This is a genomic window from Pseudochrobactrum sp. XF203 (assembly GCF_020341615.1).
In the GTDB taxonomy this organism is placed as follows: Bacteria; Pseudomonadota; Alphaproteobacteria; order Rhizobiales; family Rhizobiaceae; genus Pseudochrobactrum; species Pseudochrobactrum saccharolyticum.
Genome location: NZ_CP084392.1, coordinates 735,228 through 761,513 on the forward strand (window position 1 = coordinate 735,228; position 26,286 = coordinate 761,513).

General features: G+C 52.5%; 19 protein-coding genes. 11 read left to right on the forward strand and 8 right to left on the reverse strand.

The features are described from left to right. Window positions 1-25: 25 nt before the first annotated feature. The 6 genes from LDL70_RS03120 to LDL70_RS03145 form a co-directional block, all read right to left on the reverse strand. A complete protein-coding gene (locus LDL70_RS03120; RefSeq protein WP_075654409.1) occupies window positions 26-427 on the reverse strand; it encodes a DoxX family protein in 402 nt (133 codons plus the stop codon). A 329-nt stretch (window positions 428-756) separates the two neighbouring features. Then, entirely contained in the window at window positions 757-2,148 is a 1,392-nt protein-coding gene (gene fumC, locus LDL70_RS03125) for a class II fumarate hydratase (protein WP_151158393.1), read from the reverse strand. 180 nt (window positions 2,149-2,328) lie between these two features. Beyond that, entirely contained in the window at window positions 2,329-2,580 is a 252-nt protein-coding gene (locus tag LDL70_RS03130; protein ID WP_075654411.1) for a hypothetical protein, read from the reverse strand. A gap of 732 nt (window positions 2,581-3,312) precedes the next feature. Continuing rightward, the gene (groL, locus tag LDL70_RS03135; RefSeq protein ID WP_075654413.1) at window positions 3,313-4,956 is read right to left on the reverse strand and encodes a chaperonin GroEL; all 1,644 of its coding nucleotides are present in this window, start codon (window positions 4,954-4,956) and stop codon (window positions 3,313-3,315) included. A gap of 109 nt (window positions 4,957-5,065) precedes the next feature. Then, the gene (groES, locus tag LDL70_RS03140) at window positions 5,066-5,362 is read right to left on the reverse strand and encodes a co-chaperone GroES (RefSeq protein ID WP_022711248.1); all 297 of its coding nucleotides are present in this window, start codon (window positions 5,360-5,362) and stop codon (window positions 5,066-5,068) included. A 412-nt stretch (window positions 5,363-5,774) separates the two neighbouring features. Then, window positions 5,775-7,493, reverse strand: a complete 1,719-nt coding sequence (locus LDL70_RS03145; RefSeq protein WP_370637763.1) for a hypothetical protein — start codon at window positions 7,491-7,493, stop codon at window positions 5,775-5,777. A 550-nt stretch (window positions 7,494-8,043) separates the two neighbouring features. On the opposite strand from LDL70_RS03145, the gene LDL70_RS03150 reads away from it, so the two are divergent. From LDL70_RS03150 to LDL70_RS03170, 5 genes are all read left to right on the forward strand, one after another. Next, window positions 8,044-8,892 (forward strand): TIGR01459 family HAD-type hydrolase, encoded by an 849-nt coding sequence (locus LDL70_RS03150; protein ID WP_151158391.1) that lies wholly within the window; start codon window positions 8,044-8,046, stop codon window positions 8,890-8,892. A gap of 55 nt (window positions 8,893-8,947) precedes the next feature. Beyond that, on the forward strand, window positions 8,948-9,970 hold the full coding sequence (locus LDL70_RS03155) for a bifunctional riboflavin kinase/FAD synthetase (RefSeq protein ID WP_225688351.1): 1,023 nt from the start codon (window positions 8,948-8,950) through the stop codon (window positions 9,968-9,970). A 105-nt stretch (window positions 9,971-10,075) separates the two neighbouring features. Beyond that, window positions 10,076-10,897 carry a MipA/OmpV family protein gene (locus tag LDL70_RS03160; protein WP_075654414.1) on the forward strand — a complete coding sequence of 274 codons (822 nt, stop codon included), beginning with the start codon at window positions 10,076-10,078 and terminating at the stop codon, window positions 10,895-10,897. Between the two features lie 367 nt (window positions 10,898-11,264). After that, window positions 11,265-14,171 (forward strand): isoleucine--tRNA ligase, encoded by a 2,907-nt coding sequence (ileS, locus tag LDL70_RS03165; RefSeq protein WP_225687005.1) that lies wholly within the window; start codon window positions 11,265-11,267, stop codon window positions 14,169-14,171. A 316-nt stretch (window positions 14,172-14,487) separates the two neighbouring features. Continuing rightward, the gene (locus tag LDL70_RS03170) at window positions 14,488-15,156 is read left to right on the forward strand and encodes a hypothetical protein (protein WP_075654416.1); all 669 of its coding nucleotides are present in this window, start codon (window positions 14,488-14,490) and stop codon (window positions 15,154-15,156) included. A gap of 54 nt (window positions 15,157-15,210) precedes the next feature. Here the strand turns inward: LDL70_RS03170 and LDL70_RS03175 are convergent, their stop codons facing one another. Continuing rightward, entirely contained in the window at window positions 15,211-15,642 is a 432-nt protein-coding gene (locus LDL70_RS03175; protein WP_225688353.1) for a nucleoside deaminase, read from the reverse strand. Between the two features lie 393 nt (window positions 15,643-16,035). On the opposite strand from LDL70_RS03175, the gene LDL70_RS03180 reads away from it, so the two are divergent. From LDL70_RS03180 to LDL70_RS03195, 4 genes are all read left to right on the forward strand, one after another. Continuing rightward, window positions 16,036-17,958: a pseudouridine synthase gene (locus LDL70_RS03180; protein WP_225687007.1), complete on the forward strand. Its 1,923-nt coding sequence runs from the start codon at window positions 16,036-16,038 to the stop codon at window positions 17,956-17,958. Further along, window positions 17,958-18,512: a 16S rRNA (guanine(966)-N(2))-methyltransferase RsmD gene (gene rsmD / locus LDL70_RS03185; protein ID WP_225687016.1), complete on the forward strand. Its 555-nt coding sequence runs from the start codon at window positions 17,958-17,960 to the stop codon at window positions 18,510-18,512. The genes LDL70_RS03180 and rsmD overlap by 1 nt, the downstream gene beginning before the upstream one ends. Window positions 18,513-18,743: 231 nt before the next feature. Further along, a complete protein-coding gene (locus tag LDL70_RS03190) occupies window positions 18,744-20,306 on the forward strand; it encodes a pitrilysin family protein (RefSeq protein ID WP_022711238.1) in 1,563 nt (520 codons plus the stop codon). Beyond that, the gene (locus LDL70_RS03195) at window positions 20,306-21,667 is read left to right on the forward strand and encodes a pitrilysin family protein (RefSeq protein WP_225687018.1); all 1,362 of its coding nucleotides are present in this window, start codon (window positions 20,306-20,308) and stop codon (window positions 21,665-21,667) included. Before LDL70_RS03190 ends, LDL70_RS03195 begins: the two co-directional genes overlap by 1 nt. Window positions 21,668-21,758: 91 nt before the next feature. Here the strand turns inward: LDL70_RS03195 and LDL70_RS03200 are convergent, their stop codons facing one another. Further along, window positions 21,759-23,618 (reverse strand): monovalent cation:proton antiporter-2 (CPA2) family protein, encoded by a 1,860-nt coding sequence (locus LDL70_RS03200; RefSeq protein ID WP_022711236.1) that lies wholly within the window; start codon window positions 23,616-23,618, stop codon window positions 21,759-21,761. A 422-nt stretch (window positions 23,619-24,040) separates the two neighbouring features. On the opposite strand from LDL70_RS03200, the gene LDL70_RS03205 reads away from it, so the two are divergent. Then, window positions 24,041-25,390, forward strand: coding sequence for a TldD/PmbA family protein (locus tag LDL70_RS03205; protein WP_225688355.1), 1,350 nt, complete (start codon window positions 24,041-24,043; stop codon window positions 25,388-25,390). Continuing rightward, window positions 25,377-26,231 (forward strand): 3'(2'),5'-bisphosphate nucleotidase CysQ, encoded by an 855-nt coding sequence (locus tag LDL70_RS03210; protein ID WP_225687020.1) that lies wholly within the window; start codon window positions 25,377-25,379, stop codon window positions 26,229-26,231. The genes LDL70_RS03205 and LDL70_RS03210 overlap by 14 nt, the downstream gene beginning before the upstream one ends. The last annotated feature ends 55 nt before the right edge of the window (window positions 26,232-26,286 follow it).

Below are 26,286 nucleotides of genomic sequence, written 5' to 3' on the forward strand. Positions count from 1 at the left end.
TTTGATAGGTAGAAGTGTTCAGCTATTAGCGACCGCGACGGTCTACTGAATATGCACCGGCACCGGTTACGGCGAGCAGAAGCAGACCACCTGCAATTGCGAGATTTTTCTGTGCCATCAGTGCGTTCATGCCTTCGGCAAAGTCCATATGGGCTACCAGTGTGGCGCCGATGGTGAACAGGGCAACAACGACCGCTGCGATACGGGTCTGGAAACCGATCAGAATGGCGAGGCCGCCAACAAATTCAACCAGACCAACGAGAACTGCGGTCACGCTTGGCATTGGCAGGCCGATCGCACCGAAATATTGCGCAGTGCCTTCAAGGCCAGTCAGCTTGCCCCAACCTGCAAGAATGAAAAGAATAGCAAGAAAAACGCGGGAGATCAGAATAATAATGGAATTCTGGGAGGCGGAAACAGTGCTCATTATGAGGCTCCGGATGATATATTGCTGGAGGAGGGTAAGAGGCTTCCAGGCAATAAAAGTTAACAATAGAAAAGTGATTTATGCTGCAGGCTCATTGTGCGCAGCATGAATTGCTGTTGCGCAATGGATAACTAATAAGTGACTGTATTGTAAATATAGACAGATATTGACATATTGTTCATCAATAGTGAACCCTAAAATAGCATGTTGAAATTTAACACCGATAGCCCTGCGTTGATAGCAAGTTAAGGTTACAAGAGCTTATAAAAGAAAGCAGCCCGTAACAGTGCGCTGTTACGGGCTGCAATTCATTCATCATGCAGAGCAGTTTATGCAGGGTGTAACATCAGTTCCGGACGCACTAAAGCTTCATATTCTGCTTCACTGACAAGACCACTTTTCAAGGCTTCTTCGCGCAAAGTCGTGCCATTATGATGGGCAGTCTTGGCGATTTTTGCTGCTGCGTCATAGCCGATCTGCGGTGCGAGAGCCGTCACCAGCATCAGTGAATTTTCCATCAGTTCATGGATGCGGGCTTCATTGGCTTCAATCCCGTCAATACAATGATCGACAAAGGAATTCATGCCGTCAGCCAGCAAACGGATAGATTGCAGCACATTGGCCGCAATCACCGGCTTGAAAACATTCAGCTCAAAATGCCCCTGACTGGAAGCAACTGTGACGGTGGTGTGGTTGCCGAAAACCTGTGTGGCAACCATGGTCAGTGCTTCTGCCTGTGTCGGATTGACTTTGCCCGGCATGATCGATGAACCCGGCTCATTTTCCGGCAATTGCAATTCGCCGAGGCCGGAGCGGGGGCCGGAACCGAGAAAGCGGATATCATTGGCAATCTTAAACAGATCGGCGGCAAGCGCATTCAGACTGCCATGAAGATTGAGCAGAGCGCCGTGGGAGGCGAGTGCCTCGAATTTATTCGGGGCGGTTTTAAATGGCAGGCCGGTAATATTGGCAACCGCATCAGCAAAGCCGGTATCAAAACCCTTTGCTGAATTCAGCCCTGTGCCGACCGCTGTGCCGCCCTGTGCCAGCAGATAAACATCTGTCAGGCTCTGCACAATACGGTGCTTGCCATATTCTGCCGCCGCACGGTAACCTGAGAATTCCTGTCCCAAAGTCACCGGTGTGGCATCCTGCGTATGGGTGCGGCCGATCTTAATCAGATGCGCGAATTTCTCTTCTTTAGCTTTCAGTGCATCAATCAGATGATCGATGGCTGGCAGTAGGCGGGATGTGACTTCAATCGCCGTGGCAATATGCATGGCAGTCGGGAAACTGTCATTGGAGGATTGCCCCATATTCACATGGTCATTCGGGTGAACCGGCTTTTTGCTGCCGATCGTGCCGCCGAGCATTTCAATCGCGCGGTTGGAGATCACCTCGTTGACATTCATGTTCGACTGGGTGCCGGAACCGGTCTGATAAATCACCAGCGGAAAATGGTCGTCCAGCTTGCCTTCAACAACCTCTGCAGCAGCCACAGTAATGGCGCGGCCTAAGACCGGATCAAGTTTGCCCAGAGCAATATTTGTCTCTGCTGCGGCCTGTTTGACAATGCCGAGTGCATGAATGAGCGGCAGTGGCTGGCGATCTGTTCCGATTTTAAAATTTTGCAGAGAGCGCTGGGTCTGCGCACCCCAGTAACGATCATTATCAACAGCGATAGGGCCGAAACTATCGGTTTCGGTACGTTGGTCAGACATTTACAGCTCCTGAAGTTCTGTATTCTGGGAAGATGTCAGAGTGTCATATGGTATCGGTTACAAGTATTGCGAGACCGTGCAAAACACAGTTTTGTGTAGGCTTCTGCACGATCGCGAGTGAAAATAAGTTTAATATTTTCAGTGCGGTGCCGTTATTGCGCGTGCAATATTAAAGGCGGTTCAGTCGTCCTCGGCCTCATCATCCGGATTTTCTATCCAGGCAGTCGGGTCGATTTTTTTCTGGGTTGTGCTGTCAATGAAAGTCCACCAGCCGGTATCGCTTTCATTCCAGTCGCCACCGGCTTTTTGAAGCTGTTCAAGCCGGCGATAACGGGCAGGGGATTCATTGAGCTGACCATCAAAGTCTGTCCAGAGTACCGTGACTGTGCGTCCGTCCTGCGGTGCCGTTGTAATAGGGTGTTCTTTACGCATTCGTCTTCCCTCCGTTGCGGTGCAATGAAAGCACTGTCCAGATCAGAACAGCGAAGCTTGTAAATACAAACCTATAGCGCATTCCGGACAGTGTGAAGCATTTATATGTAAAACAGAGTACTGAGATGAAGCGGCCAGCCAACAGGCTGAACTATGAGCTTCACAGGCGCAAGCGGCATATCGGAGCTCTTATATATGACTTGTGAAAAGCGGAAATTGTGCTGAGAAAGGCGTGGGAAGACGGGTTTCCCCGTCTTCCCTATGCGCGGTCAGCAGTTCCTTCAAGCGGGGGCAAATAGGAGTGCCGACCAGCGCAAGCTGCAGATTTTCAATCTTTAAAGCCTGATCCTTAAGGAGATACTAAAATAATTTTGAGTTATCATTAAGTACAGTAACTTTAAAAAAATAATGCATTGCAATTGTGATGGTCGCTAATCGCATTGGTTACAATTTATTTAGAAATATCTCTCCTGAAAAACGGAGAGGTTACATAAACAGCTTAAATGCATAAGGCAAGCTATATCCTGTGCCGCATCGCTATGCCGTGCAGATTTTAGTGTTTTGATATAAAAAAAGCCTCCGATAAATCGGAGGCTTTCTCGTTTCAGAACTGCTTTGCAGCTCTGATTATTTTGGTAAACGAGCTTTATAGACTTCTTAGAAATCCATGCCGCTACCCGCACCGCTTTGCGGTGCAGGCTTATTCTCTCATGGGCGAGCTTTATGGACTTCTTAGAAGTCCATGCCGCCCATGCCGCCCATGCCGCCGCCTGGCATTGCTGGCATGCCGCCGTCTTTCTTCGGCAGTTCAGCAATCATGGCTTCGGTGGTGATCATCAGACCAGCGATAGAAGCTGCGTTCTGCAGGGCAGTACGTACAACTTTAACCGGATCAACAACACCAGCTTTGATCAGATCGCCATATTCGTTGGTTGCAGTGTTGTAACCAAAGGTTTCGGAAGCGTTTTCGAGGATCTTACCAACGATTACGGATGCTTCTTCACCGGCGTTTGTGGTGATCTGACGGGCAGGAGCCTGGATCGCACGACGGATGATGTTGATACCGGCGTCCTGATCAGCATTGATACCTGTAACGGTAATCTTGGCCGATGCGCGGAGCAGGGCAGTACCGCCACCAGGTACGATACCTTCTTCAACCGCAGCGCGGGTTGCGTTCAGAGCATCGTCAACGCGGTCTTTGCGTTCTTTAACTTCAACTTCAGTTGCACCGCCAACGCGGATAACTGCTACACCGCCGGCGAGCTTGGCAAGACGTTCCTGCAGCTTTTCGCGGTCGTAGTCGGAAGAAGTTTCTTCGATCTGCTGTTTGATCTGGCCAACGCGGGCTTCGATTTCAGCTTTCGAACCGGCACCATCAACAACAGTTGTGTTTTCTTTGGTGATCGCAACTTTCTTCGCACGGCCGAGCATGTCGAGGGTCACGGATTCCAGCTTGATGCCGAGATCTTCGGAGATAACCTGACCACCGGTGAGGATAGCGATATCTTCGAGCATTGCCTTACGACGATCGCCGAAGCCCGGAGCCTTAACAGCAGCAATTTTCAGGCCGCCGCGCAGCTTGTTAACAACCAGAGTTGCCAGTGCTTCACCTTCTACGTCTTCAGCGATGATGACGAGTGGCTTGGAGGTCTGAACAACAGCTTCGAGAACCGGCAGAAGAGCCTGCAGGTTGGAAAGCTTCTTTTCGTGCAGAAGGATGTAAGCGTCTTCCAGTTCTGCAACCATCTTTTCTGGGTTGGTTACGAAATAAGGAGACAGGTAGCCGCGGTCAAACTGCATACCTTCAACAACTTCCAGCTCGGTTTCAGCTGTCTTGGCTTCTTCAACAGTGATAACGCCTTCGTTGCCGACTTTCTGCATTGCTTCCGCAATCATGCGGCCGATTTCAGCTTCGCCGTTAGCGGAGATGGTGCCAACCTGAGCAACTTCTTCAGAAGTGTTGATTTTCTGAGCTTTGCCGAGAAGGTTTGCAACAACTTCGGTCACAGCCAGATCAATACCGCGCTTCAGATCCATCGGGTTCATGCCGGCAGCAACAGCTTTTGCGCCTTCCTGAACGATAGCCTGACCGAGAACGGTCGCGGTTGTTGTACCGTCACCGGCAGTGTCATTGGTCTTGCTTGCGACTTCGCGCAGCATCTGTGCGCCCATGTTTTCGAACTTGTCTTCAAGTTCTACTTCTTTGGCAACCGATACACCGTCTTTGGTGATGCGTGGCGCACCGAAAGATTTGTCGATAACAACGTTACGACCTTTAGGGCCGAGCGTTACTTTAACAGCATCTGCAAGGATATCGACGCCGCGCAGCATTTTTTCGCGCGCTGAACGACCGAATTTTACGTCTTTAGCAGCCATTTTTCTCTCCTGGAGCCTGAGGTCTTGCCTTCAAGGCTTCCCGATTTGAACTGTTGAAAAGGGATGATGAATAAGCCCGGGCTATGAACTGCTCAGGCTAAATCGAAAATCAGGCGATGATTCCGAGAATGTCGGATTCTTTCATGATCAGCAGGTCTTCGCCGCCGATCTTCACTTCTGTGCCGGACCATTTGCCGAACAGAACGCGGTCGCCAGCTTTAACGTCCAGAGCAACCAGCTTGCCGCTTTCATCGCGGTTACCGGAACCAACGGCGACAACTTCGCCTTCAGACGGCTTTTCTTTGGCTGAATCAGGAATAATGATGCCACCGGCTGTCTTTGCTTCCGATTCTACACGACGAACGACAACGCGGTCATGAAGAGGGCGGAAATTGATCTCTGCCATGGATATAACCCTTGAAAATACGCCTTGAAATAAGGCAGCAAAATGAGTTGAAGGCCTTTCAGCCCGTGGATTATTAGCACTCTCTTTGTGTGAGTGCTAACGTGCTTTTGATATAGGAAAGAGCCGTTTCGGAGTCAAGGTTTCCGGCGGGCATAAAAGACAATATTGCCGGTGATAAACCCTGTAAAAACTGACAGGGGGCATCGTAAGTCAGATGCTTAGGCACAAATATGATGCCCGTCCTGCGGATTTATAAGTGCCTGACGGCAACAAATTTACATGTCTCAAAAGCGTGTCGCTGGGTTTCAGATATTATTGCCTGAATGTGAAAGCAGTATGAACTCTGTTGGAAGGGTGAGAAAATAAAACCACGGCGGGCTCTGTGTAACCGCGCCGTGGTTTTTCTCATCAATCATCGGACAATACGCAGATTGGATAATTCATCAGCAATTTCGCGGAATGTCTGTTCCAGCTCGCTACCGGTTGTATTCCAAAAAAGCTTGGCGCGTTTTGTCGGAGCTGCCGGATCGAAGCGAACGCGAGAATCCGATGCGCATTCTTTCATGATTTCCATCTGCTTGCGATCTGTCGCATTGTTCTGCCGCAGATCAAGCGCAACTGTCATCACCATGATTTTGTCCTGTTTTGCAAGCTCGCATAGCCTTTTAAAGCGTGCATTCAGTGCTTCAGTATAATTGGCATTGTCATGAACATTGCTGGCGCCGCGTGCCTCCTGAAAAATACGTGTTCTGTCATAACCCGTGGTTCTGACTGCGGTATATCCCAGCGATGAATAGTTGGATATGTTGTTTGCATTATCCGTACCGCCGAGTGAGTTGTAACGATAATAAGTGTTGGCACCATCGGTCAGAACTATAACAACCTTATCGTTCCCTCGCTGAGAAGTAGCCCTGCCACCTGTAAATGGAGAGTTTTGAATGAGCGTGCGCCATCCCCAGACCATGCCTTCCGGTACGTTTGTACCGCCATCCGGTTGCATTTTGGCAATGGCATTTTTTACCGCTCTCAGGCCATTGTCAGTTGTTACATCTGTAAGTGTAGTGATCGGCGTTGTTGTGCAGCTGTAATTGGGGCCGGTTGTACCTTCGCCGGATGTGTTCTGCGCGATGTAGTATTTTTTCAAATCCCGCTGCATTGTTTGATGGCTGTCGTAGCGTCCTCCATTATCCGACCACCAATGGTTCAGAGAGCGACTGGAGTCATATTCATCAGGGGCGAACATCGGCACATACATCGTGTCAGGTTTATCAACTGACGGGCGATCCGCATTGATTCCATACTCGCCCGGGCGCGCTTCTACGCAACCTTTCCAGCTTGTATATGCTCTCCCGCGTGTTGTCTGCATGTCATTATACAGACTGAACCGCGTGAAATAATGGCTGTTTTCACTACCCCATCCTGACCCTTCTTTGAAATAGGCGTTATCACGGAAAACGATATTCTTATTGCGTCCGACGGTGACGGGGTTGTTTGCCGTAGGCATAGTGAAGTTTTCATAATGAACCGGCGAAATGCCGGTCTGATCCATCCATAACTGGGTCTGGTTTTCAGGGCCGATATTGACGGAAGCGGCAAACGGAACCAGTGAAAACTGTACCGGATTTTCAAGATGCGTAATGAGTTTGGCCTGATCTGCCAGCTTATCCACGAGCTGAGATGATGCCTGTTTTAGCAAGTCGATGCGCTTGAGACCTGAGCCCGAGCCGCGCTCAGCCATCGAGCCGGAATTATCCAGTACAAGAGCGACTTCCAATGTATTCTTAAGGCGCACAGTTGCAGACATTGAATAAGTATATTTGTCCCAATCAGTATTACCTGAAGACAATGATTGTACTGCTCTGCCAAAAAAGGAGATATACCGGAAGGAGGCGTTGACTACAATTTGCTGATCGGAATCGCGACCTTTTGGAAAATCCAGAGTAAATTCGGTTCTCTCCGGTTCAATGGCACGCAGATTGGCTTCGAATATTCTTTTGCCAAACTCACGGATCTGGTTTTCTTCAGAAACGATAGTGAAGCGTTTCCCTACAGCCAGTCCCGCAGCATCTAAGGAATGCTGAACATTTCCGCGCACACGCATCAGATTGGCAGTGTCAATCGCCAGCATCATTCCTATAAGAATAGGTGGGAGCATCAATGCGAAAAGCGGGGCAATAGCGCCGGTCTGGTTTCTGCGAAACCGCATTATCAGTGCAGAAAAACTGCCGGATCGCTGTTTTGGGCTTTTTACGCAACGCATAGTCTCTCCTGCCGGCACAGGCCGGAATATAGTCTTCTTATTATCCGTCTGTTTCCGGTCGCGTGACGTTTCAGAAAACGGCAGGCAAGACAGGAAACGCGATTCAATCTTTTCATTTTCTCTGATGGTAATGGATTGGTTCTAACAAGCCGTCACGAAACACAGTAAAAAAACTGGGTACAGGGTAGAGTTAATGAAACATGAGCGACGTGGTTCCGTGCTGCGTCAAAATATAAACAGTGTTGTGATATTTTCGCTCACGTAAAACGGGTGACATATGCTGCCTGTTGGTTTAGAGCATTTATAAAATCCGGCGCCTGAAGCTTTGGCTTTAACCGCGTCTTTCATGCAGATCCGTGCGCGCGAATGGTGCGCCTGTGCTCCGTTTAGCCGCGGAGATAATTGATTTAAGGATAGTTTTATGCTGCATCCGGCGAAACTCGATGATCTTTTTGACCGCTATGATGTGATCTTCAGTGATGTCTGGGGCGTGTTGCATAATGGGGTGGAAGCCTATCGTCCGGCTGCGGATGCTCTGAAACGTGCCCGTGAAGCCGGTGTCAAAGTGGTGCTGATTACCAATTCGCCGCGCCCTTTTCCCGGTGTTGCCGCCCAGATGGAAATGATGGGCATCACCAATGAGAGCTACGACCAGATCGTGACATCCGGTGATGTTACCCGTGATCTGATCGCTGCGGGCCCGCGCAAAATCTATCATCTGGGGCCTGAGCGCGAACTGGCGATTTATGACGGGCTGGATGTGGAGCTGGTTGAAGAATATGAGGCATCCGGTGTTGTCTGTACCGGTCTGGTCGATGACGAAGTGGAAAAGCCGGAAGATTATGCCGAACTGTTGCAGCGTTTCCGTTCGCGCAATCTGCCATTCATCTGCGCCAATCCTGATATTGTTGTGGAACGCGGCACCCGCCTGATCTGGTGTGCCGGTGCACTGGCGCGTGATTATACGCAGCTCGGCGGTCGTACGCTCATCGCCGGTAAGCCGCATCACCCGATTTATGCGGCTGCAATGCAGGCCGCAGAAAAACTGACCGGCAAGCCTGTTGATAAATCCCGCATCCTTGCTATCGGCGATGGTATGCTGACCGATGTGAAAGGCGCGCAGAATTACGGCGTGGACGTTCTGTATATTTCCGGCGGTATTCACGCGGCTGATTATGTGGCCAAGGGCGAAGTCGATCACGACAAGCTGCTGGCATTTCTTGGCCGTCACGGTGAGGCACCGGCAGCAGTGATGCGTTATCTGGTGTGATTGCCGGAAGTTTTTAATCCCTGAACAACTGATCTGAAACAACTCAATGACTGCGATGCCTTCAGAATTTGCTGCAAAATCCGCAATTCTTCGTCTCACCTGCGGTGTGAACGGCAGTGAGCCGCTGCCTGCGCATATGCGCGGCGGCGTCGTGGCAATCGGCAATTTTGACGGTGTGCATCGCGGTCATCAGGCTGTGCTTGAGAAAACCCTGCAACAGGCCAAAGAGCGCAATTGTCCGGCTGTTGTGCTGACATTTGAGCCGCATCCGCGCAGTTTTTTCAATCCGGATCAGCCGGTTGATCGCCTGACTGATGCGCAGGAAAAGGCGGCTATTCTGGGTTTGCTCGGTTTTGATGTTGTGGTGGAGCAGGGCTTTGATGCCGGATTTTCCTGCCTGAGTGCGCAGGAATTCATCGATCAGGCATTGATCGAACGGCTGGGTGCATCGGAAGTCATTACCGGTGTTGATTTTCACTTCGGCAAAAAGCGGCAGGGTAATCCGGAATTTTTGAAACAGGCGGGCGAGAAACACGGTTTCGGCGTCACACTGATTGAGCCTTTTACCGATGAGGGCGGCGAGGTGGTTTCCTCCTCGCGCATTCGCTCCCATCTGGCTGAAGGTGATGTGGCGGGAGCCGCGGGACTGTTGGGCTATCGCTACACGCTCGCCAGTACTGTAATTAAAGGCAAGCAGCTGGGGCGCACGCTTGGTTTTCCGACAGCCAATATGGCGCTGCCGGAGCAGACCAATCTGAAGCACGGTATCTATGCTGTGCGTTTCCGCCGTGCTGACGGCACGCTTTATGATGGTGTTGCCAGTTTTGGCCGCCGTCCGACCGTGGACAGTGACGGTTGCGCATTGCTTGAGACATTCTTGTTTGACTTCTCAGGCGATCTCTACGGCGAATTCTGCTCTGTATCTTTCTTTGCTTATTTACGCGGAGAAGAAAAATTCGATTCGCTTGATGCATTGATGGTGCAGATGCGGCAGGATGAAGCTGAAGCGCGGGCAATATTATCCGCTGTACAGCCGCTTTCTTTGCTGGATTCCTATCTGACATTCTCCCGCAGCTGAATTGATCTCAATATTTCAGAATATATTTACCGCTTTACTTGAAAAATAACCGTATACCTGTTTGTCCGCCTGCAAATGGCGTCTGGAGTATGCGTTTTGCGTAATATGTTTAACCGGTTCCGGATTGCCGGATTGGCTGTTTTGTCTGCTGCATCATTCATTCATCCGGCTTTGGCGGAAGAGGGCGGACAATCATCAGGAAAACATTTCTGGTCAGGTGACTGGTCGCTGACCGTCGGCGGCGACTTTTACCGCCAACCCCGTTTTACAGGCTCCAGCAAATATATAATGAGTGCGCAGCCTCTGATTTCTTTTGGTCGCACAGGTGTTGCCGAGCGCTTTTCATCCCGCAATGATAATATTTCCTTCGCCCTGATGGATATGGAAGATTTTCGTGTGGGGCTGACCGGCGAGTTTTTGATGGCGCGTGGCGGCAGTCAGGCCGATGGTTTGAAAGATGTGCCATGGGGCGGTGAGGTCGGCGGTTTCATGGAATTCTACCCGACAGACTGGTTTCGTCTGCGTTCAGAACTGCGTCACGGAGTTCGGGCGCATAATGGTATTGTCGGCGAACTGGCAGGGGATGCATTTTATGATGTGACACCGGCGATCCGTGTTTCCGGCGGGCCGCGCATGTCTTTTGCTTCAGAGAAATATCTGGATACCTATTATGGTATTAATGCTGAGGAATCCGTTGCCAGCGGTCTTTCCGTTTATGATCCGGATGGCGGGGGAATTACATCTGCCGGACTGGGTGGTGCAGTGACATGGATGACAACCGATAAAATCACAACCAGCCTTTATGCCGAATATACTAAATTGCAGGGTAAAGCGGCACGCTCCAGCCTTGTATCCGAGCGCGGATCGCGCCATCAGCTGACGGTTGGTGTTTCGGCAACCTATCGTTTTGATTTTACGCTGGACTGATGTTTTGAGCGAAAACCGTCAGCTTTTAGAAAAGTAACGGCTTATTTGCTTTGAAAATCTGCCGGAAGGGCAAAGTTTATCTGTCTTGCCTCTTTATTCTGCGCGCCTGCATTGGTAAAAGCATCACCATGATGAGACAATACTCGATATTTATAATGCTGCGCTATGCCGGCCGAATTATTGGCCCGGCCTTTTCTTAAGCCTGACCGGATGGTTCAGGGGGAAAGGTCCGGGAAGAATAGCTGACATCCTGAGGTATGATGAACTCTGCCGCAATTTCAGGATATATATTTTCTTAAGACTGCCTGCCTGAGAGCAGCATAGTGCCTGCATTATGCTCCGGCAGTCCAACTGAATGCTCAAGATAATGACTGCTGAAAAAATCGATTATTCCAAAACGCTTAACCTGCCGCAGACCGATTTTCCGATGCGCGCCAGCCTTCCGCAGCGTGAGCCGCTGCTGGTCGCCCGCTGGGAAGAGATGAATCTTTATAAGAAGCTGCGTGAAGATGCCAAAGATCGCCCGCTTTGGGTGCTGCATGACGGCCCTCCATACGCCAATGGTAATATCCATATCGGCCATGCGCTGAACAAGACACTGAAAGATGTGATCACCCGCTCGTTCCAGATGCGCGGCTATAACTCGAACTATGTTCCGGGCTGGGACTGCCATGGTCTTCCGATCGAATGGAAGATCGAAGAAAAATACCGTGCGCAGGGCAAGAATAAAGACGAAGTGCCGGTCAATGAATTCCGCAAGGAATGTCGTGAATTTGCTGAAGGCTGGATCAAGGTTCAGACCGATGAGTTCAAACGTCTGGCAATCACCGGTGATTTTGAACAGCCATACACCACAATGAATTTCCATGCGGAAGCCCGTATTGCCGGTGAATTGCTGAAATTCGCCCGCTCCGGCCAGCTCTATCGTGGTTCCAAGCCGGTGATGTGGTCGGTTGTTGAGCGCACTGCTCTGGCCGAGGCGGAAGTTGAATATCACGATATTGAGTCGGATATGATCTGGGTGAAATTCCCTGTCACATCCGTGCCGGAACTGGCTGATGCGCATGTGGTCATCTGGACGACGACACCATGGACAATTCCGGGCAACCGCGCCATCGCCTATTCGCCAAAGGTTTCCTACGGTCTTTATGAAGTGACCGGTGCGGAAAATGACTTTGGCCCGCAAGCCGGTGAAAAGCTGATCTTCGCTGATAATCTGGCTGAGGAATGCTTCAAAAAAGCCAAGCTGACTTTTAATCGTTTGCGCGATGTTTCCACTGCACAGCTGCATGGCATGACCGCAGCCCATCCGCTCAAAGGCTTTGGCGGCGGTTATGAATTTACTGTGCCGCTGGTTGCCGGTGAGCATGTGACTGATGATGCCGGTACAGGCTTCGTTCACACTGCCCCAAGCCATGGTCGTGAAGACTTTGAAGCATGGATGGATGCTGCACGTGAACTTGAAGCACGCGGTATCAATCCTGCGATTCCTTTCCCTGTGGATGATGCCGGTTTCTATACTGCCGATGCGCCGGGCTTTGGCCCTGACCGTGAAGGCGGTGCTGCCCGTGTTATCGATGATAACGGCAAGAAGGGGGATGCCAATGAAGCGGTTATCAAAGAACTGATCGCGCGTGGTCTGCTGTTCGCCCGTGGCCGCATGAAGCATTCCTATCCGCATTCATGGCGCTCGAAAAAACCGATCATCTTCCGCAATACACCGCAATGGTTCGTCTATATGGACAAAGAACTGGGCGACGGCACAACGCTGCGTTCCCGCGCTCTGAAAGCCATTGATGATACACGTTTTGTACCGGCTGCCGGACAGAACCGCCTGCGTGCGATGATTGAAAACCGTCCTGACTGGGTGCTGTCACGCCAGCGCGCATGGGGCGTGCCGATCTGCGTTTTCGCAGCCGAAGATGGCACAGTGCTGATTGATGAAGCTGTGAATGAGCGTATTCTCGCGGCTTTTGAAGTGGAAGGTGCTGATGCATGGTTTGCAGAAGGTGCGCGTGAGCGTTTCCTCGGCAACCGCGCCGGTGAGGCTTGGGAGCAGGTTACCGACATTCTCGATGTCTGGTTTGACTCCGGCTCCACCCATACGTTCACGCTGGAAGACCGTCCTGATCTGAAATGGCCTGCCGATCTTTATATGGAAGGTTCGGATCAGCATCGCGGCTGGTTCCATTCCTCGCTGCTGGAAAGCTGCGGAACCCGTGGCCGTGCACCTTATAATGCAGTGCTGACCCATGGTTTCACCATGGACGAGCATGGCAAGAAAATGTCGAAGTCGCTCGGCAATACAGTGACCCCGCAGGAAATCATCAAGGATTCCGGTGCCGATATTCTGCGTCTCTGGGTGATGACCTCGGATTACTGGGACGATCAGCGCCTCGGCAAGAGCATCATCCAGACCAATATTGACGCTTACCGCAAGCTGCGTAACACCATCCGTTGGATGTTGGGTACATTGGCGCATGATGAAGGCGAAGAAGTTGCCTATGCCGATCTGCCGGAACTTGAAAAGCTGATGCTGCATCGCCTGAGCGAGCTGGATGAAGTTGTGCGCAATGGTTATGATGCATTTGAGTTCAAACGCATCACCCGCGCACTGATCGACTTCACCAATATCGAGTTGTCGGCTTTCTATTTCGATATCCGCAAAGATGCGCTTTATTGCGATGCACCATCGAGCCTGCGCCGCAAAGCTGCTTTGCAGACCGTGCGTCACCTGTTCGATAATATCGTGACATGGCTCGCACCGATGCTGCCTTTCACAACGGAAGAAGCATGGCTTGACCGTTATAAAGATGCGGTTTCCGTGCATCTGGAGCAGTTCCGCAACATTCCTGCCGAATGGAATAATCCGGTTCTGGCTGCGAAATGGGACAAGGTGCGCGATGTTCGCCGCGTTGTTACCGGCGCTCTGGAACTGGAACGTGCGGACAAGCGTATCGGCTCGTCGCTGGAAGCTGCACCTCTGGTGCATATCACCGATGCGTCGCTGCTCTCAGCGGTACAGGGGCTGGATATGGCTGAGATCTGCATCACCAGCGGATTGACCATCAGTGACCAGCCGGTTGCCGGTGAAGCATTCGCGTTGAGCGATGTGAAGGGTGTTGCTGTTGTGCCTGCCAAGGCCGACGGTACAAAATGCGCCCGTTCATGGCGTTATACCAATGATGTCGGCAGTGATTCTGAGTTCCCTGATGTATCGGCACGCGATGCTGCGGCATTGCATGAGCTGAAAGCTCTTGGTCGTTTGGGATAGGTATGAATCTGCGGCGATCACAGGTAAGCATTTCCAGCAAAAGTGCGAAGCGGTTTGCGTTGGATAATGCGTAAAACAAAGAAAAAGAGCGGTTCCGGTAATTCAATTTTAACAGGAACCGCTCTGACAAGCAGTTATCAGTGATTGCCGCATATTTTCTGCCGTGCTAAGGCACTGCATTGAAATATCTTGTCGGCAGTGAAAATCTGCTTTCATGCCTTGGAGTTGCCGGAAAGTACCGATAACGCCATAATGCATGAAATTTAATGTAGCGGTGGTTGGGTAATCTGGCCGAATACGGATAAAAGTGGTGCTCATGAAGATTGAAGGACGCATTTTCGCTTTCGCAACAGTGCTGGCCAGTTTGGGTCTTGCCGGTTGCGTGTCCGATCCGACCTATGGAACAGGCAAGTCAGCCAGCACGCAATTGCTGGATGATATGTCATCCATTGCTACAATCGGTCCGAAAAAGAGAACCGGTATTGAATATAAGCCGCGTCCGGAGCTGGTGAAGCCTGTTGCAGGGCAGAAAGAAAGCCTGCCGCAGCCGCAGGAAAGTGTTGCCCGCGCCGGTGATCCTTCATGGCCGGAATCGCCGGAAGAACGCCGCAAGCGTCTGCGTGCAGAGATTGAAGCAAACCGCGATAATCCGAATTTCGTTTCGCCGATTGCACCGGACAGCCCGAGCGATTTCACGCCGCGCCGTCAGATCCTGCCAAGCGGTGCCAGCCGTCGTGAAGATTATGCATCACGTGATTCTGTTGCCGATCCGGCAGTTGCTGCAGCCGCGAAGCAGGCACAGCTTGACCGTGCAGGCGGTTCTGCCACACAGCGTAAATATCTGAGTGAGCCGCCGGTCAGCTATCGTCAGCCAGCCGCCACTGCTGCAGTCGGTGATCTGGGTGAGGACGAGGCGAAGAAAGAGCGTCGTCGTAAGGCTGAAGCCACTGGCTCGAAAAGCTGGCGCGATAAGCTCGGTCTTTAATTTGGATTGAATGAAGTTTGAAAAAGCCGCGTCCTGACAAAGGACGCGGCTTTTTTATTTGCGTTTTTCCTGAAAGAAACGTTTCAGCATGTCGGTTGCCTCCGCTTCACCTATGCCGGAATAGACTTCTGGTGCGTGATGGCAGGTCGGCTGGCTGTAGAAGCGGGGGCCATATTCCACGCCGCCGCCCTTCGGATCACTTGAAGCATAATAAAGACGGCGGATACGGGCGAAAGAAATTGCCGCCGCGCACATGGCGCAAGGTTCCAGTGTCACATAGAGATCGCAATCCCCGAGGCGCTCATTTTCCAGAACCTCACAGGCAATGCGGATTGCCAGAATTTCGGCATGGGCGGTTGGATCATTGATCTCGCGGGTGCGGTTACCCGCACGGGCAATAATCCGGTTTTTATGTGTGATGACCGCGCCGATCGGCACTTCGCCCCGTGCTTCTGCGGCGCGGGCTTCTTCCATTGCGGCCTGCATGGGAGATATCTTTGCATGACCGCTTGCCGGATGTGTCACGGAAACCAAATTCTCTGCAGAAGCCAAACTTGCCGCAGGGGATTGTGAATTTTTATTGTTCATCTTGCCGGAATTGCCGCCGGTTGCGTTTTTTTGCATAATGTGCGGCAGCCTTTCAGATATTTTACTCGCAAGCGCGGTGATGATTTGTTAGAGCGTAGCTTTAATAAGGTGTGTAGCATAAGAACTGCGCTGCAATCGTGCCAGCTTTATCCTAAATTTTGCCGGATCGGAATGATTTAGCATAAAGCATGTCCGGCGAAAACGCGCAGCGGTTTTGCAGCAGGGCTTTCCGCATCCTGATTTTCGATTTTTGACGCCGGGCAGAAATACCGGTGAAAGGCTGATATTCTAATGACCCGTGACGATCATGATAATGAACGCGGCAAGCGTCCTTTTGTAAAGCGTGAGCGTACGCGCGATGACAGAGGTTCTGACCGTCCGCGTCGTTTTGAAGGTGAATCCCGTGGTGACAAGCCGCGCGGCTTCGGTGAGCGCGGCGACAAACCTCGTGGTTTTGAACCTCGCGGCGATAAGCCCCGCGGCTTTGATATGAGTGCCGCTGAAGAAGGCGAACGTATCGCCAAGCGTCTGGCGCGTGTGGGTATTGCCTCGCGCCGTGAAGCGGAAAGCATGATTGCTGCCGGTCGTGTTGCTGTAAACGGTAAAGTGCTGACCAGCCCAGCCGTCAATGTTCTGCGCACAGATCGTATTACCGTTGATAATAAAGTGCTGCAGCAGGCTGAACGTACTCGTCTGTGGCTCTATCACAAACCTGCCGGTCTGGTGACAACCAACCGTGATCCGGAAGGTCGTCCGACAGTGTTTGATGCACTGCCTGCTGAATTGCCGCGCGTTTTGTCGGTCGGTCGCCTTGATATCAACACCGAAGGCCTGTTGCTGCTGACCAATGATGGCGGTCTGTCCCGCGTTCTGGAACTGCCTGCTACCGGCTGGCTGCGCCGCTACCGCGTGCGCGCTCACGGTACAGTAACACAGGCACAGCTTGATGAGCTGAAAAACGGTATCGCTGTTGACGGCGTGTTCTACGGCGCGGTTGAGGCAACTCTGGAGCGCGAGCAAGGCGCCAATGTCTGGCTGTCCATTGGTCTGCGCGAAGGCAAAAACCGCGAAGTTAAGAATATTCTTGGTGCGCTTGGTCTGGCCGTTTCCCGCCTGATCCGCGTTTCTTTCGGTCCGTTCCAGCTGGGCGATCTGGAAGAGGGCGCGGTGCGCGAAATCCGTGGCCGTACCCTGCGTGAACAGCTCGGTGAAAAACTGGTTGAAGATTCCGGTGCGGATTTTGATGCGCCGATCCTTAATGAATTCTCCAATGAAGCGGTTAAGGGCGAATTGCCGTCCCGCAGCCCGCGTTTTGATGCCTATGAAGAGCGTGGCAGCGACGAGGAAGGTGAAGGCCGTTCCCGTTACAAATCCGACTGGATTTCCAGCAGCCGCAATGCAGGCGGCGGCCGTGGCGGCAAAGGTGGCTTTGGTGCCAAGCGTGGCGAAGGGCGTATGGACGGTGAGCGTAAACCGTTCCGCCGTGACCGTGAAGACGGTGACCGTCGTGAAGAAGGCCGTGCGCCGCGTGATGGTGAGCGCAAGCCTTTCCAGCGTGATCGCGATGGCAAGAGCTGGCGTGAAGATGGCCTTTCACGCCTCAGCACATCTGCACCGCGTTCCGGCGGTTTCGACAAGCCGCGCTTTGCGAAAGGCGGCCGTGGTGACAAGGATGATGACAAGTTCGGTTCACAGCCGCAGCGTCCGCGCGGCGTGAATGTATGGATGGCACCGGGTGCCAAGGCCTATAATTCCTCGTCCAAGCCGACCCCGGGTGATGATCGCCGCCGTTCACGCCGTGACGGTGATGACCGTCCGCAGCGTGAAGAAGGCGGTCGCGGTTATCAGGGGCGTTCAGAGGACAGAGACGGTTATAAGCGGCAGGGTTTCCGCCGTGATGAAGACAATCGCGACGGTTTCAAGCGCGAAGGCTTCCGTTCGGAAAACCGTCGTTCTTTTGATGAAGGCGATCGTCCGGCACGCGAAGAGCGTCGTTTCTCCGGTGAGCGCAATTTTGACAAGAAGCCATTTGGTGACAAAAAGCCGTTTGGTGACCGTCCGTCGGGCGACAAACCATTCCGTGGCAAGCCTGAAGGCGGTCGCGGTGGCAAGCCTTTCGGTAAAGGCCCGCAGGGTGGTAAACCATCCGGCAACCGTCCGTCCGGTCCCCGTGGTGCAGGTCCACGTTCCGGCCCGCGCGGAGATAAACGTTAATGCGCATTGTCGGCGGTAAATTCCGCGGACGTGCACTGGTGACGCCGGAAAGCTCTGCAATCCGGCCGACCAGCGACCGGACGCGCGAAAGTCTGTTCAATATTATCACGCATGGTTTTCGTAAGAAGCTGGACAATACACGCGTGCTGGATCTGTTTGCCGGTACCGGTGCGCTTGGTCTTGAAGCCTTGTCACGCGGCTGCCGCTATACGGTTTTCGTTGAGGAATCCGTAGAAGGGCGTGGCCTGTTGCGCCAGAATGTGGAGGCGTTCGGCCTTCAGGGGAATACAAAAGTGTTCCGCCGCAATGCAACAGCCTTGGGGCCGACCGGTACAATGGGTGAATTTGATCTGGTTTTTGCCGATCCGCCCTATGGTAAAGGTTTGGGTGAACAGGCTTTTATCTCTGCACTTGAAGGCGGATGGCTGAAGCCTGATGCGCTTTTGATACTGGAAGAAGTGTCAGAAGCCGTTATCACGCTGGATGACCGCTTCATATTGCGCGATGAACGCAATTACGGGATTACCACGATAAGGCTTTATGAACTGGCCTGACAATTTTATCATTAGATAACAAATTGCCCGCTCTGTGCGGGCAATTTGCATTTCAGCATAGTGCTGCCTTTTTGGGGGCATATTTATTAAATTATTGTCATCATGACATAATTCTTGATGGCTGGTTGCGAATTTGCCGCAATCTCGTTTAATTAAGGTTGTTTTGCAAAACAGGAAGGGACACTTTTCGTGCCATATCTATCCTTTTGCCGGCAACTGGTCAGCACATCCATGCTGGCGCTGATTGTCAGTTCTGCGACTGTGGGCGCATCTTTCGCGCAGGCTGCCAAGCCCGCCGAGGCGCAGGTTGCCCCCGCTGCGACCACCCAGACCAATCCGGCCAATGATAATCAGCCGGCCGCGCTGCCTGAAATCAAGACCCAGAAAGGCGTCAGCAGTTTTAAGCTGACCAATGGCATGGATGTTGTGGTGATTCCCGATCACCGCGCACCGGTTGTCACGCAGATGGTCTGGTATCGCGTGGGTGCCGCTGATGAGCAGGAAGGTGTATCCGGTATTGCCCATTTTCTTGAACATCTGATGTTCAAGGGTACGAAGAATGTTCCTGCCGGTGAATTTTCTGCAAAAGTTGCAGCGATTGGCGGTCAGGAAAACGCTTTCACCTCGTCCGATTATACCGGCTATTACCAGCAGGTTGCACCGGATGCGCTGGAAATGGTGATGAAATACGAGTCAGACCGTATGGCCAATCTGGTTCTGACCGAAGATGTGATTGTACCGGAGCGCGATGTTATTCTCGAAGAGCGCCGCATGCGTGTGGACAGCAATCCGGGAGCAATGCTGAGCGAAGAGGTGAGTGCCGCTTCTTTCTTTAATCATCCTTACCGCCGCCCGATTATCGGCTGGCAGCAGGAAATGGAAAAGCTCAGCCTTGAGGATGCCATCGGTTTTTACGAGCGTTATTATACGCCGAATAATGCCATTCTCGTTGTGGCCGGTGATGTGACGCCGGAGCGCGTCCGTGATCTGGCGCTCAGCACCTATGGCAAATTGCCGAAGCGCTTTGAAGTTGCACCGCGTATCCGTCCGCAGGAACCTGTGAAGCACACAGCCCGCACCGTGACATTGCGCGACGCCCGTGTGAACCAGCCGTCGTTTAACTCCACATGGGTGGTGCCGTCTTATGTGAATGCCAAGGCTAAGGGACGTGAAGGCGACGCTGAAGCACTTGATCTGCTGGGAGAAATTCTCGGCGGTGGTATGCGTAGCCGTCTCTATCAGAAGCTGATTGTTGAGCAGGGCATTGCTGCCAGTGCCGGTGCTTATTATGCCGGTGACGCGCTGGATGACGGTACATTCATGCTCTATGGCGCGCCGCGCGGTGATGCCACGCTTGAGCAGGTGCAGGCTGCAATCAATGTCGAAGTCGAGCGTCTGATTAAAGACGGTGTGACGGAAACAGAGCTTAATCAAGCGCGCAATCGTTTTCTGAAGTCGGAAATTTTTGCCCGTGACAGCCAGACCGGCATGGCACGGATTTATGGTTCCTCACTGGCTGTCGGCCAGACTGTTGAGGATGTGCAGGGCTGGTCGGATAAAATCCGCACCGTCAAGCCGGAGCAGATCCGCGATGTGGCAGAGCGCTATCTGAAACCGTCAATTGCTGTGACCGGTTATCTGCTGCCGCCGGAAACGGCAGAAGCAGCCGTAAAGCCTGAACAGAGTGCAAAACCAGCCGCAGCCGATAAGGCGCAAACCGGTGCTGCCGGTGATAAGCCGGCAGGCAATGATCTGAACAAGAAGACAGATGCGAAGCCAGAGGTGAAAAAATAATGACATATTCTCTTCACTCTGAGGCAGGGTTCGAAAATGCACGCCCTGTCCGTAGCAATGCTTTGCGTGGTTTCAAAGCTGCGGCTGTTGGTCTTTTCGCATTGCTGACAACACTGCCTGCCTATGCGCTGGATATTCAGGAAGTGACCTCGCCGAAGGGTATCAAAGCCTGGCTGGTGGAGGACGGCAGTGTGCCGCTGATCTCTGTGCGTTTTTCGTTTAAGGGCGGCAGTGCGCAAGACCCTGAAGGCAAAGAAGGTCTGGCCAATCTGATGACCGGTCTGTTCGATGAAGGTGCGGGTGATATGCCATCCGATGCCTATCAGGAAAGACTGGATAATATCGGCGCGGAAATGAGCTTCACCGCCAGCGATGATACGATTTCCGGCGGTATGCGGATGCTGAAAGAGAACAGTCCGGCAGCCTTTGACATGCTGGCTCTGGCTATTCAGAAACCGCGTTTCGATCAGGCGGCGGTTGATCGTATCCGCGATCAGGTGATTGCAGGGATTAACGCTTCCAAAAATGATCCGAACACAATTGCTTCGCAGAAATTTGCCGAAGTGCTCTATGGCAAGCATCCTTATGCCCGCCGTGAAGAGGGCACAGTGCAGTCGCTGGAAACAATCACCCGCGATGATCTGCTGGATGCCCATAAAAAACTGTTCGGCAAAGACCAGCTGAAAATCGGTGTGGTCGGTGCGATCAGCGCCGAGGAACTGGCGCCTCTGCTGGATAAGCTTTTCGGCAATCTGCAGGATAAAGCAGAGCTGAAGCCGATGGAAATGGCCAAACTCGCTTTGGGTGCCACAACATCTGTGACCTATGATCTGCCGCAGACAACGGTCAGCCTGGTGTATCCGGGTGTAAAGCGCAGCGATAAAGATTTCTTTGCAGCCTATCTGATGAATCAGGTGCTGGGTGTTGGCTTTACTTCACGTCTTTATAATGAAGTGCGTGAGAAGCGCGGCCTTGCTTATACGGTCAGCTCCGGTCTCAGTGGCCGGGACTATTCCAACAGTCTCAATATTGCCACCGGTACACGTCCCGACCGTGCACAGCAGAGTCTGGATGTGATCCGCGCGGAAGTTGCCCGTATGGCGAAATCCGGCGTGACAGAGGAAGAACTGGCCGCAGCTAAGAGCTTTGCAATCGGTGCCTATGCAATCAATAATCTGGATTCATCCGTGGCCGTTGCCCGCACATTGGTTGGCTTGCAGGAACAGGATCTGGGGCGTGATTATATCGACCGCCGTGCTGATCTCATCAATGCTGTGACCACAGATGATGTGAAGGCTGTTGCAGCAAAGCTGCTCAAAGCAGATCCTGCCATCCTCGTGGTTGGGCCAAGCCTGAACTAACGAGCCTGAACTAAGATACAGGTTTGTAGGAATATAAAAAACGGCGCGGTGGATGACCACCGCGCCGTTTTTGTATTTGACCGGCGATGATTTATTCGCTTGCCGGAGTGAGGACAATGCCTGCTTCCGGATAAGGTTTGGCAGGTGCAATTGTCTCTTCCGTTGCCTTGTCGAGCGGCACTGCCGAGCGGGTCGGTTTGACCAGAGGTTCCGGTGTTACCGGCTTATTGAACAACAGGTGACGACCGGCGAGAATACCTTCCGAAGCCTGTACATGCAGGCGGTCTTCATCGCGCTGGCGCACATCATCGGCAATGGTCTGAGCCTCTTCTTCCGGCATGCCGAGCGCTTCCAGTGTTTTGCGGCCAAATAACAGACCGGATTCAAAAGTTTCACGCAGCTCGTAATCCACGCCTTTTGCCCGCAATTGCAGCGTATGCTCACGGTCAAAGGAACGGACATAGAGTTTCACATCCGGAAATTCTGTCTGAATGAGATCAACTATCCGGTCGGTGATTTCTTTTTTCTCAGTGCAGATGGCAACCAGTTTGGCTTTGCGGATACCTGCCATTTCCAGCACGTCTTTACGCTGTCCGTCACCGAAATAAATACGGAAACCGAAGCGTCCGGCCGCACGGATTTTATTGGCGGAATTGTCGATCACCGTCACATCAGAACCACCGGCCAGCAAAATTTGCGAGGCAATCTGCCCGTAGCGGGAGAAGCCGATCATCAGCACATCGGAACCTGCACCCTCGAAATTTTCCTCCATGCCGTCTTCCTGCTTCGTATTCGTCAGCAGGCGATTGCCGATCGTTACGCAGAGTGGCGTCAGCGCCATGGAAATCGTGATGGCAGCGATCAACTCGGAGGCCAGCGCATCGGTGATAACCGCAGCGGCACTGGCCGTGGAGAACAGAACGAAGGCAAATTCACCGCCCTGTGGCAGCAGAAAGGCGACTTTGACCGCATCATTATGGCTGGTGCGGAAAATACGGCACAGCAGATAAATGATTGCGATTTTAGTAACAATAATCACCGGAACCGATAGCAGGATCATCAGCCAGTTATCGAGAATGACCACCAGATTAAGCGACAGACCAACCGCGACGAAGAACAGGCCGAGGAAAATACCGCGGAATGGTTCCACGTCAGCTGCCAGTTCATGACGGTAGGAGGAATCTGCCAGCAGCACACCGGCGATAAATGCGCCCATCGCCATGGACAGGCCGGCAGCTTCCATCAGCGCCGCCGAACCGAGTACCACAAACAATGCAGCGGCGATCATCACTTCACGCGCACCGGTATTGCCGATGATACGGAACATCGGGTTCAGCAAATAGCGACCGGCAATAATCAGAATGATAATGGCACCGAGTGCCGCTGCCACATGGAAATTCGCAGCGCTTTGCGAGCTTTCGCCCGGTGACAATGCAGGTATAAGCGCCAGAATAGGAACGATCGCCAGATCCTGAAACAGCAAAATAGCAAAGGCTTTTTGCCCGTATTTCTGGCTGGTTTCCCCTTTGTCTTCCAGAATTTGCATGGCAAAGGCGGTTGAGGATAGTGCAAAGCCGCAGCCGACGATAATCGCTGCCGGTACGGGAAGACCAGCAACATAAACGCCCAGAAAGGCAAGGGTGACAGCACATAATGCGACCTGTGCCAGACCAAGGCCAAAGATCGCATGACGCAGAGACCAGAGGCGGGATGGCTTGAGATCAAGACCGATGATGAACAGCAGAAACACCACGCCTAGTTCGGAGAAATGCAGCAGCTCTTCACCATCGGTGATAAAACGGGCAATCGGGCCGATAATCACACCGGCGGCCAGATAGCCCAGAACGGTTCCCAACCCCATACGCTTGAACAATGGTGCGGCAATGATTGCCCCGCCGAGGATCATCAGGGTCTGCAGATAAAGACTGCCGATGGAAATATTGTTTTCCATAATTAAAACATCACATATTACGTTTGTCGGGGCGGGTACGAAATAAGCTACCGGCAGAAAATCATCAAATACAATGCTGCAGGCAAATCATGCCGAACATAATATGAAACAACGCGTGCAGATAACGGTTTTTTAAAGAAAAATATCACGTTTATGGTTTCATCGTTTTCAAATATGAAGTCATGAACATGAGCGAAACACTGAGGATATTATTCTGAAGAAGACGTCTGCTTACCCGTATATGTTTCTTCAGGCCTGAGTTGTCATGCATAAACATAAAATGAGACTTAAAAAATACACGGCTTATCCGTATATAGAACCTATACAGGCGGCAAAACCTGATAATTGACTGTTCGCAGATTGCAAAATGCGGGCGTTGAAATATCACGCACCACCGCGCCAGACGAATGACAGGAAGAATGATGGACGCACAAAGCTCTGCTCAAAAACTCGCCGATCAGGCTCGTTTTCTCGTCGCCGCGGCTAAAAAAGCCGGTGCGGATCATGCCGATGCGGTGGTTGTGCGCAGCCGTTCCAGCAATGTCAGCGTGCGTTTAGGCAAAGTTGAAGCCACTGAAGCCTCGGAAAGCGATGATTTCTCGCTGCGGGTTTTTGTCGGCAAGCGCATTGCCAGTATTTCGGCCAGTGCCAATAAAGGGGCTGATCCTGTTGCGCTGGCAGAACGTGCCGTCGCGATGGCAAAAGTCTCGCCGGAAGATGCTTATGAGGGGCTGGCTGATCCGTCGAAACTGGCTAAACAAATTGCCGATCTTGATCTGTTTGACCCGACACAGATCGACAGCAAACGGATGACTGAAGATGCGCTGGCAATGGAAGAGGCTGCACGGGCAGTTGCCGGTGTTACTAATTCCGGCGGTGCTACGGCCTCTGCGGGTCTGGGCGGTATGGTGTTGGTCACATCCGGCGGCTTTGAAGGCTTTTATACGCTGAGCCGTTTTGGCCGCTCTGTCAGCGCGATTGCCGGTGAAGGCACCGCGATGGAGCGCGATTATGATATGCGCGTCCGGTTGCATTTTGCTGATTTGCCAGAACTGGAAGATCTTGGCCGCACCGCCGGTGAACGGGCTGTGCGCCGTCTCAATGCGCGTAAGGTTAAAACCGGCGCGGTCAATGTGATGTTTGATCCGCGTGTGGCGCGCGGCATGGCCGGTCATATTGCCGGTGCCATCAATGGTGCATCCGTTGCCCGTAAAAGCAGCTTTCTGAAAGATAAAATGGGACAGCAGGTTCTGAGCAAAGGGGTCAGCATCACCGATGATCCGATGCGTCTGCGCGGTTCATCTTCCCGTCCGTTTGACGGTGAGGGCATTGCCGGTGAAAAACTGACCATGATTGAGGACGGTGTGCTGAAGCACTGGTTCCTCTCCGGCTCGACCGCGCGTGAACTGGGGCTGGAAACCAATGGCCGTGGCGTGCGTTCCGGTTCAACTGTTGTGCCGTCCTCTACCAATCTGGCGATTGAAGCCGGTGCACGCACACCGGAAGAACTGATGAAAGAACTCGGCACCGGTTTCTATGTCACCGAGGTTTTCGGTCAGGGCGTGGATATGATTACCGGACAATATAGCCGTGGCGCTTCCGGCTTCTGGATTGAAAACGGCGAGCTGACCTATCCGGTGAGTGAAGTGACCATCGCCTCCAATCTCAAAGATATGTTTATGAATATGACCGCTGCCAGCGATCTCGACCGGTCTTACGGAATAGCCGCACCAACGCTGGTAATTGAAGGAATGACGCTTGCCGGAAACTAATCAAGCAACTAATCAAAGAGCAGACAGCGATGACCTGCAACTCATCCGTGAAGCGGCAGCGGAAGCGGGTAAAATTGCCTTGCGCTATTATGGCAATAATCCGGAGGTCTGGCTGAAAGGCGGGCAGTCTCCGGTGAGTGAAGCGGATCTGGCAGTTGATCGTTTCCTGCAGGCATTTCTGCTGCAGGCGCGGCCGGATTATGGCTGGATTTCAGAAGAAACGGCAACAGATCAGCAGCGTACCGGCAGAGAACGGGCATTTGTGGTTGATCCGATTGACGGTACCCGCGCATTTCTTGCCGGTGACGACCGCTGGTGTGTGAGCATTGCAGTGATCGATCAGGGCAAGCCGCGCTGCGGTGTGCTGGATGTTCCGGTGCGTAAAGAGGTGCTGAGCGCCGTCAGCGGACAGGGTGCTTTCCAGAATGGCACGCCGGTTGCAGCGCAGTTGCCTGCGGATGGCCGCAGCTATCCTGTGGCGATGTCGCGATCACATTTTAATGATCTGCCGGAAGGCTTTCGCAGCAAGACAGCTTTCTCGCCCTATGTGCCGTCACTGGCCTATCGCATAGCTATGGTCGGACGCGGTGAACTGGCCGGAACTTTCGTGCGCGGCGGTGCCCATGACTGGGATCTGGCTGCGGCGGATCTGCTGCTTTCCGAGGCCGGCGGCAGGCTTTTGACCCTTGAGGGGCAGGCGCTTAGCTATGGCGCGGCAGGTGGTGCCGTTGCGGGGCAAAAACCGTTCAGCCATGATGTGCTGGTGGCGGCTGTTGCAGGTTTTGAAGAAGAAATGCTGATCGTTGTGCGGCAGTTATTGTCGGATCAGAATTATTCCTGAGCCGGCTTGTCGCAGGTGCATTAGAAAATACGATAAATTAAAGAGTGTGCAATGA

Coding starts and splice junctions, on each gene's coding strand:
- LDL70_RS03120 (WP_075654409.1), bottom strand. CDS start 427: ATGAGCACTGTTTCCGCCTCCCAGAATTCCATTATTATTCTGATCTCC.
- fumC (WP_151158393.1), bottom strand. CDS start 2,148: ATGTCTGACCAACGTACCGAAACCGATAGTTTCGGCCCTATCGCTGTT.
- LDL70_RS03130 (WP_075654411.1), bottom strand. CDS start 2,580: ATGCGTAAAGAACACCCTATTACAACGGCACCGCAGGACGGACGCACA.
- groL (WP_075654413.1), bottom strand. CDS start 4,956: ATGGCTGCTAAAGACGTAAAATTCGGTCGTTCAGCGCGCGAAAAAATG.
- groES (WP_022711248.1), bottom strand. CDS start 5,362: ATGGCAGAGATCAATTTCCGCCCTCTTCATGACCGCGTTGTCGTTCGT.
- LDL70_RS03145 (WP_370637763.1), bottom strand. CDS start 7,493: ATGATGCTGGCGATTGACACTGCCAATCTGATGCGTGTGCGCGGAAAT.
- LDL70_RS03150 (WP_151158391.1), top strand. CDS start 8,044: ATGCTGCATCCGGCGAAACTCGATGATCTTTTTGACCGCTATGATGTG.
- LDL70_RS03155 (WP_225688351.1), top strand. CDS start 8,948: ATGCCTTCAGAATTTGCTGCAAAATCCGCAATTCTTCGTCTCACCTGC.
- LDL70_RS03160 (WP_075654414.1), top strand. CDS start 10,076: ATGTTTAACCGGTTCCGGATTGCCGGATTGGCTGTTTTGTCTGCTGCA.
- ileS (WP_225687005.1), top strand. CDS start 11,265: ATGACTGCTGAAAAAATCGATTATTCCAAAACGCTTAACCTGCCGCAG.
- LDL70_RS03170 (WP_075654416.1), top strand. CDS start 14,488: ATGAAGATTGAAGGACGCATTTTCGCTTTCGCAACAGTGCTGGCCAGT.
- LDL70_RS03175 (WP_225688353.1), bottom strand. CDS start 15,642: ATGCAGGCCGCAATGGAAGAAGCCCGCGCCGCAGAAGCACGGGGCGAA.
- LDL70_RS03180 (WP_225687007.1), top strand. CDS start 16,036: ATGACCCGTGACGATCATGATAATGAACGCGGCAAGCGTCCTTTTGTA.
- rsmD (WP_225687016.1), top strand. CDS start 17,958: ATGCGCATTGTCGGCGGTAAATTCCGCGGACGTGCACTGGTGACGCCG.
- LDL70_RS03190 (WP_022711238.1), top strand. CDS start 18,744: ATGCTGGCGCTGATTGTCAGTTCTGCGACTGTGGGCGCATCTTTCGCG.
- LDL70_RS03195 (WP_225687018.1), top strand. CDS start 20,306: ATGACATATTCTCTTCACTCTGAGGCAGGGTTCGAAAATGCACGCCCT.
- LDL70_RS03200 (WP_022711236.1), bottom strand. CDS start 23,618: ATGGAAAACAATATTTCCATCGGCAGTCTTTATCTGCAGACCCTGATG.
- LDL70_RS03205 (WP_225688355.1), top strand. CDS start 24,041: ATGGACGCACAAAGCTCTGCTCAAAAACTCGCCGATCAGGCTCGTTTT.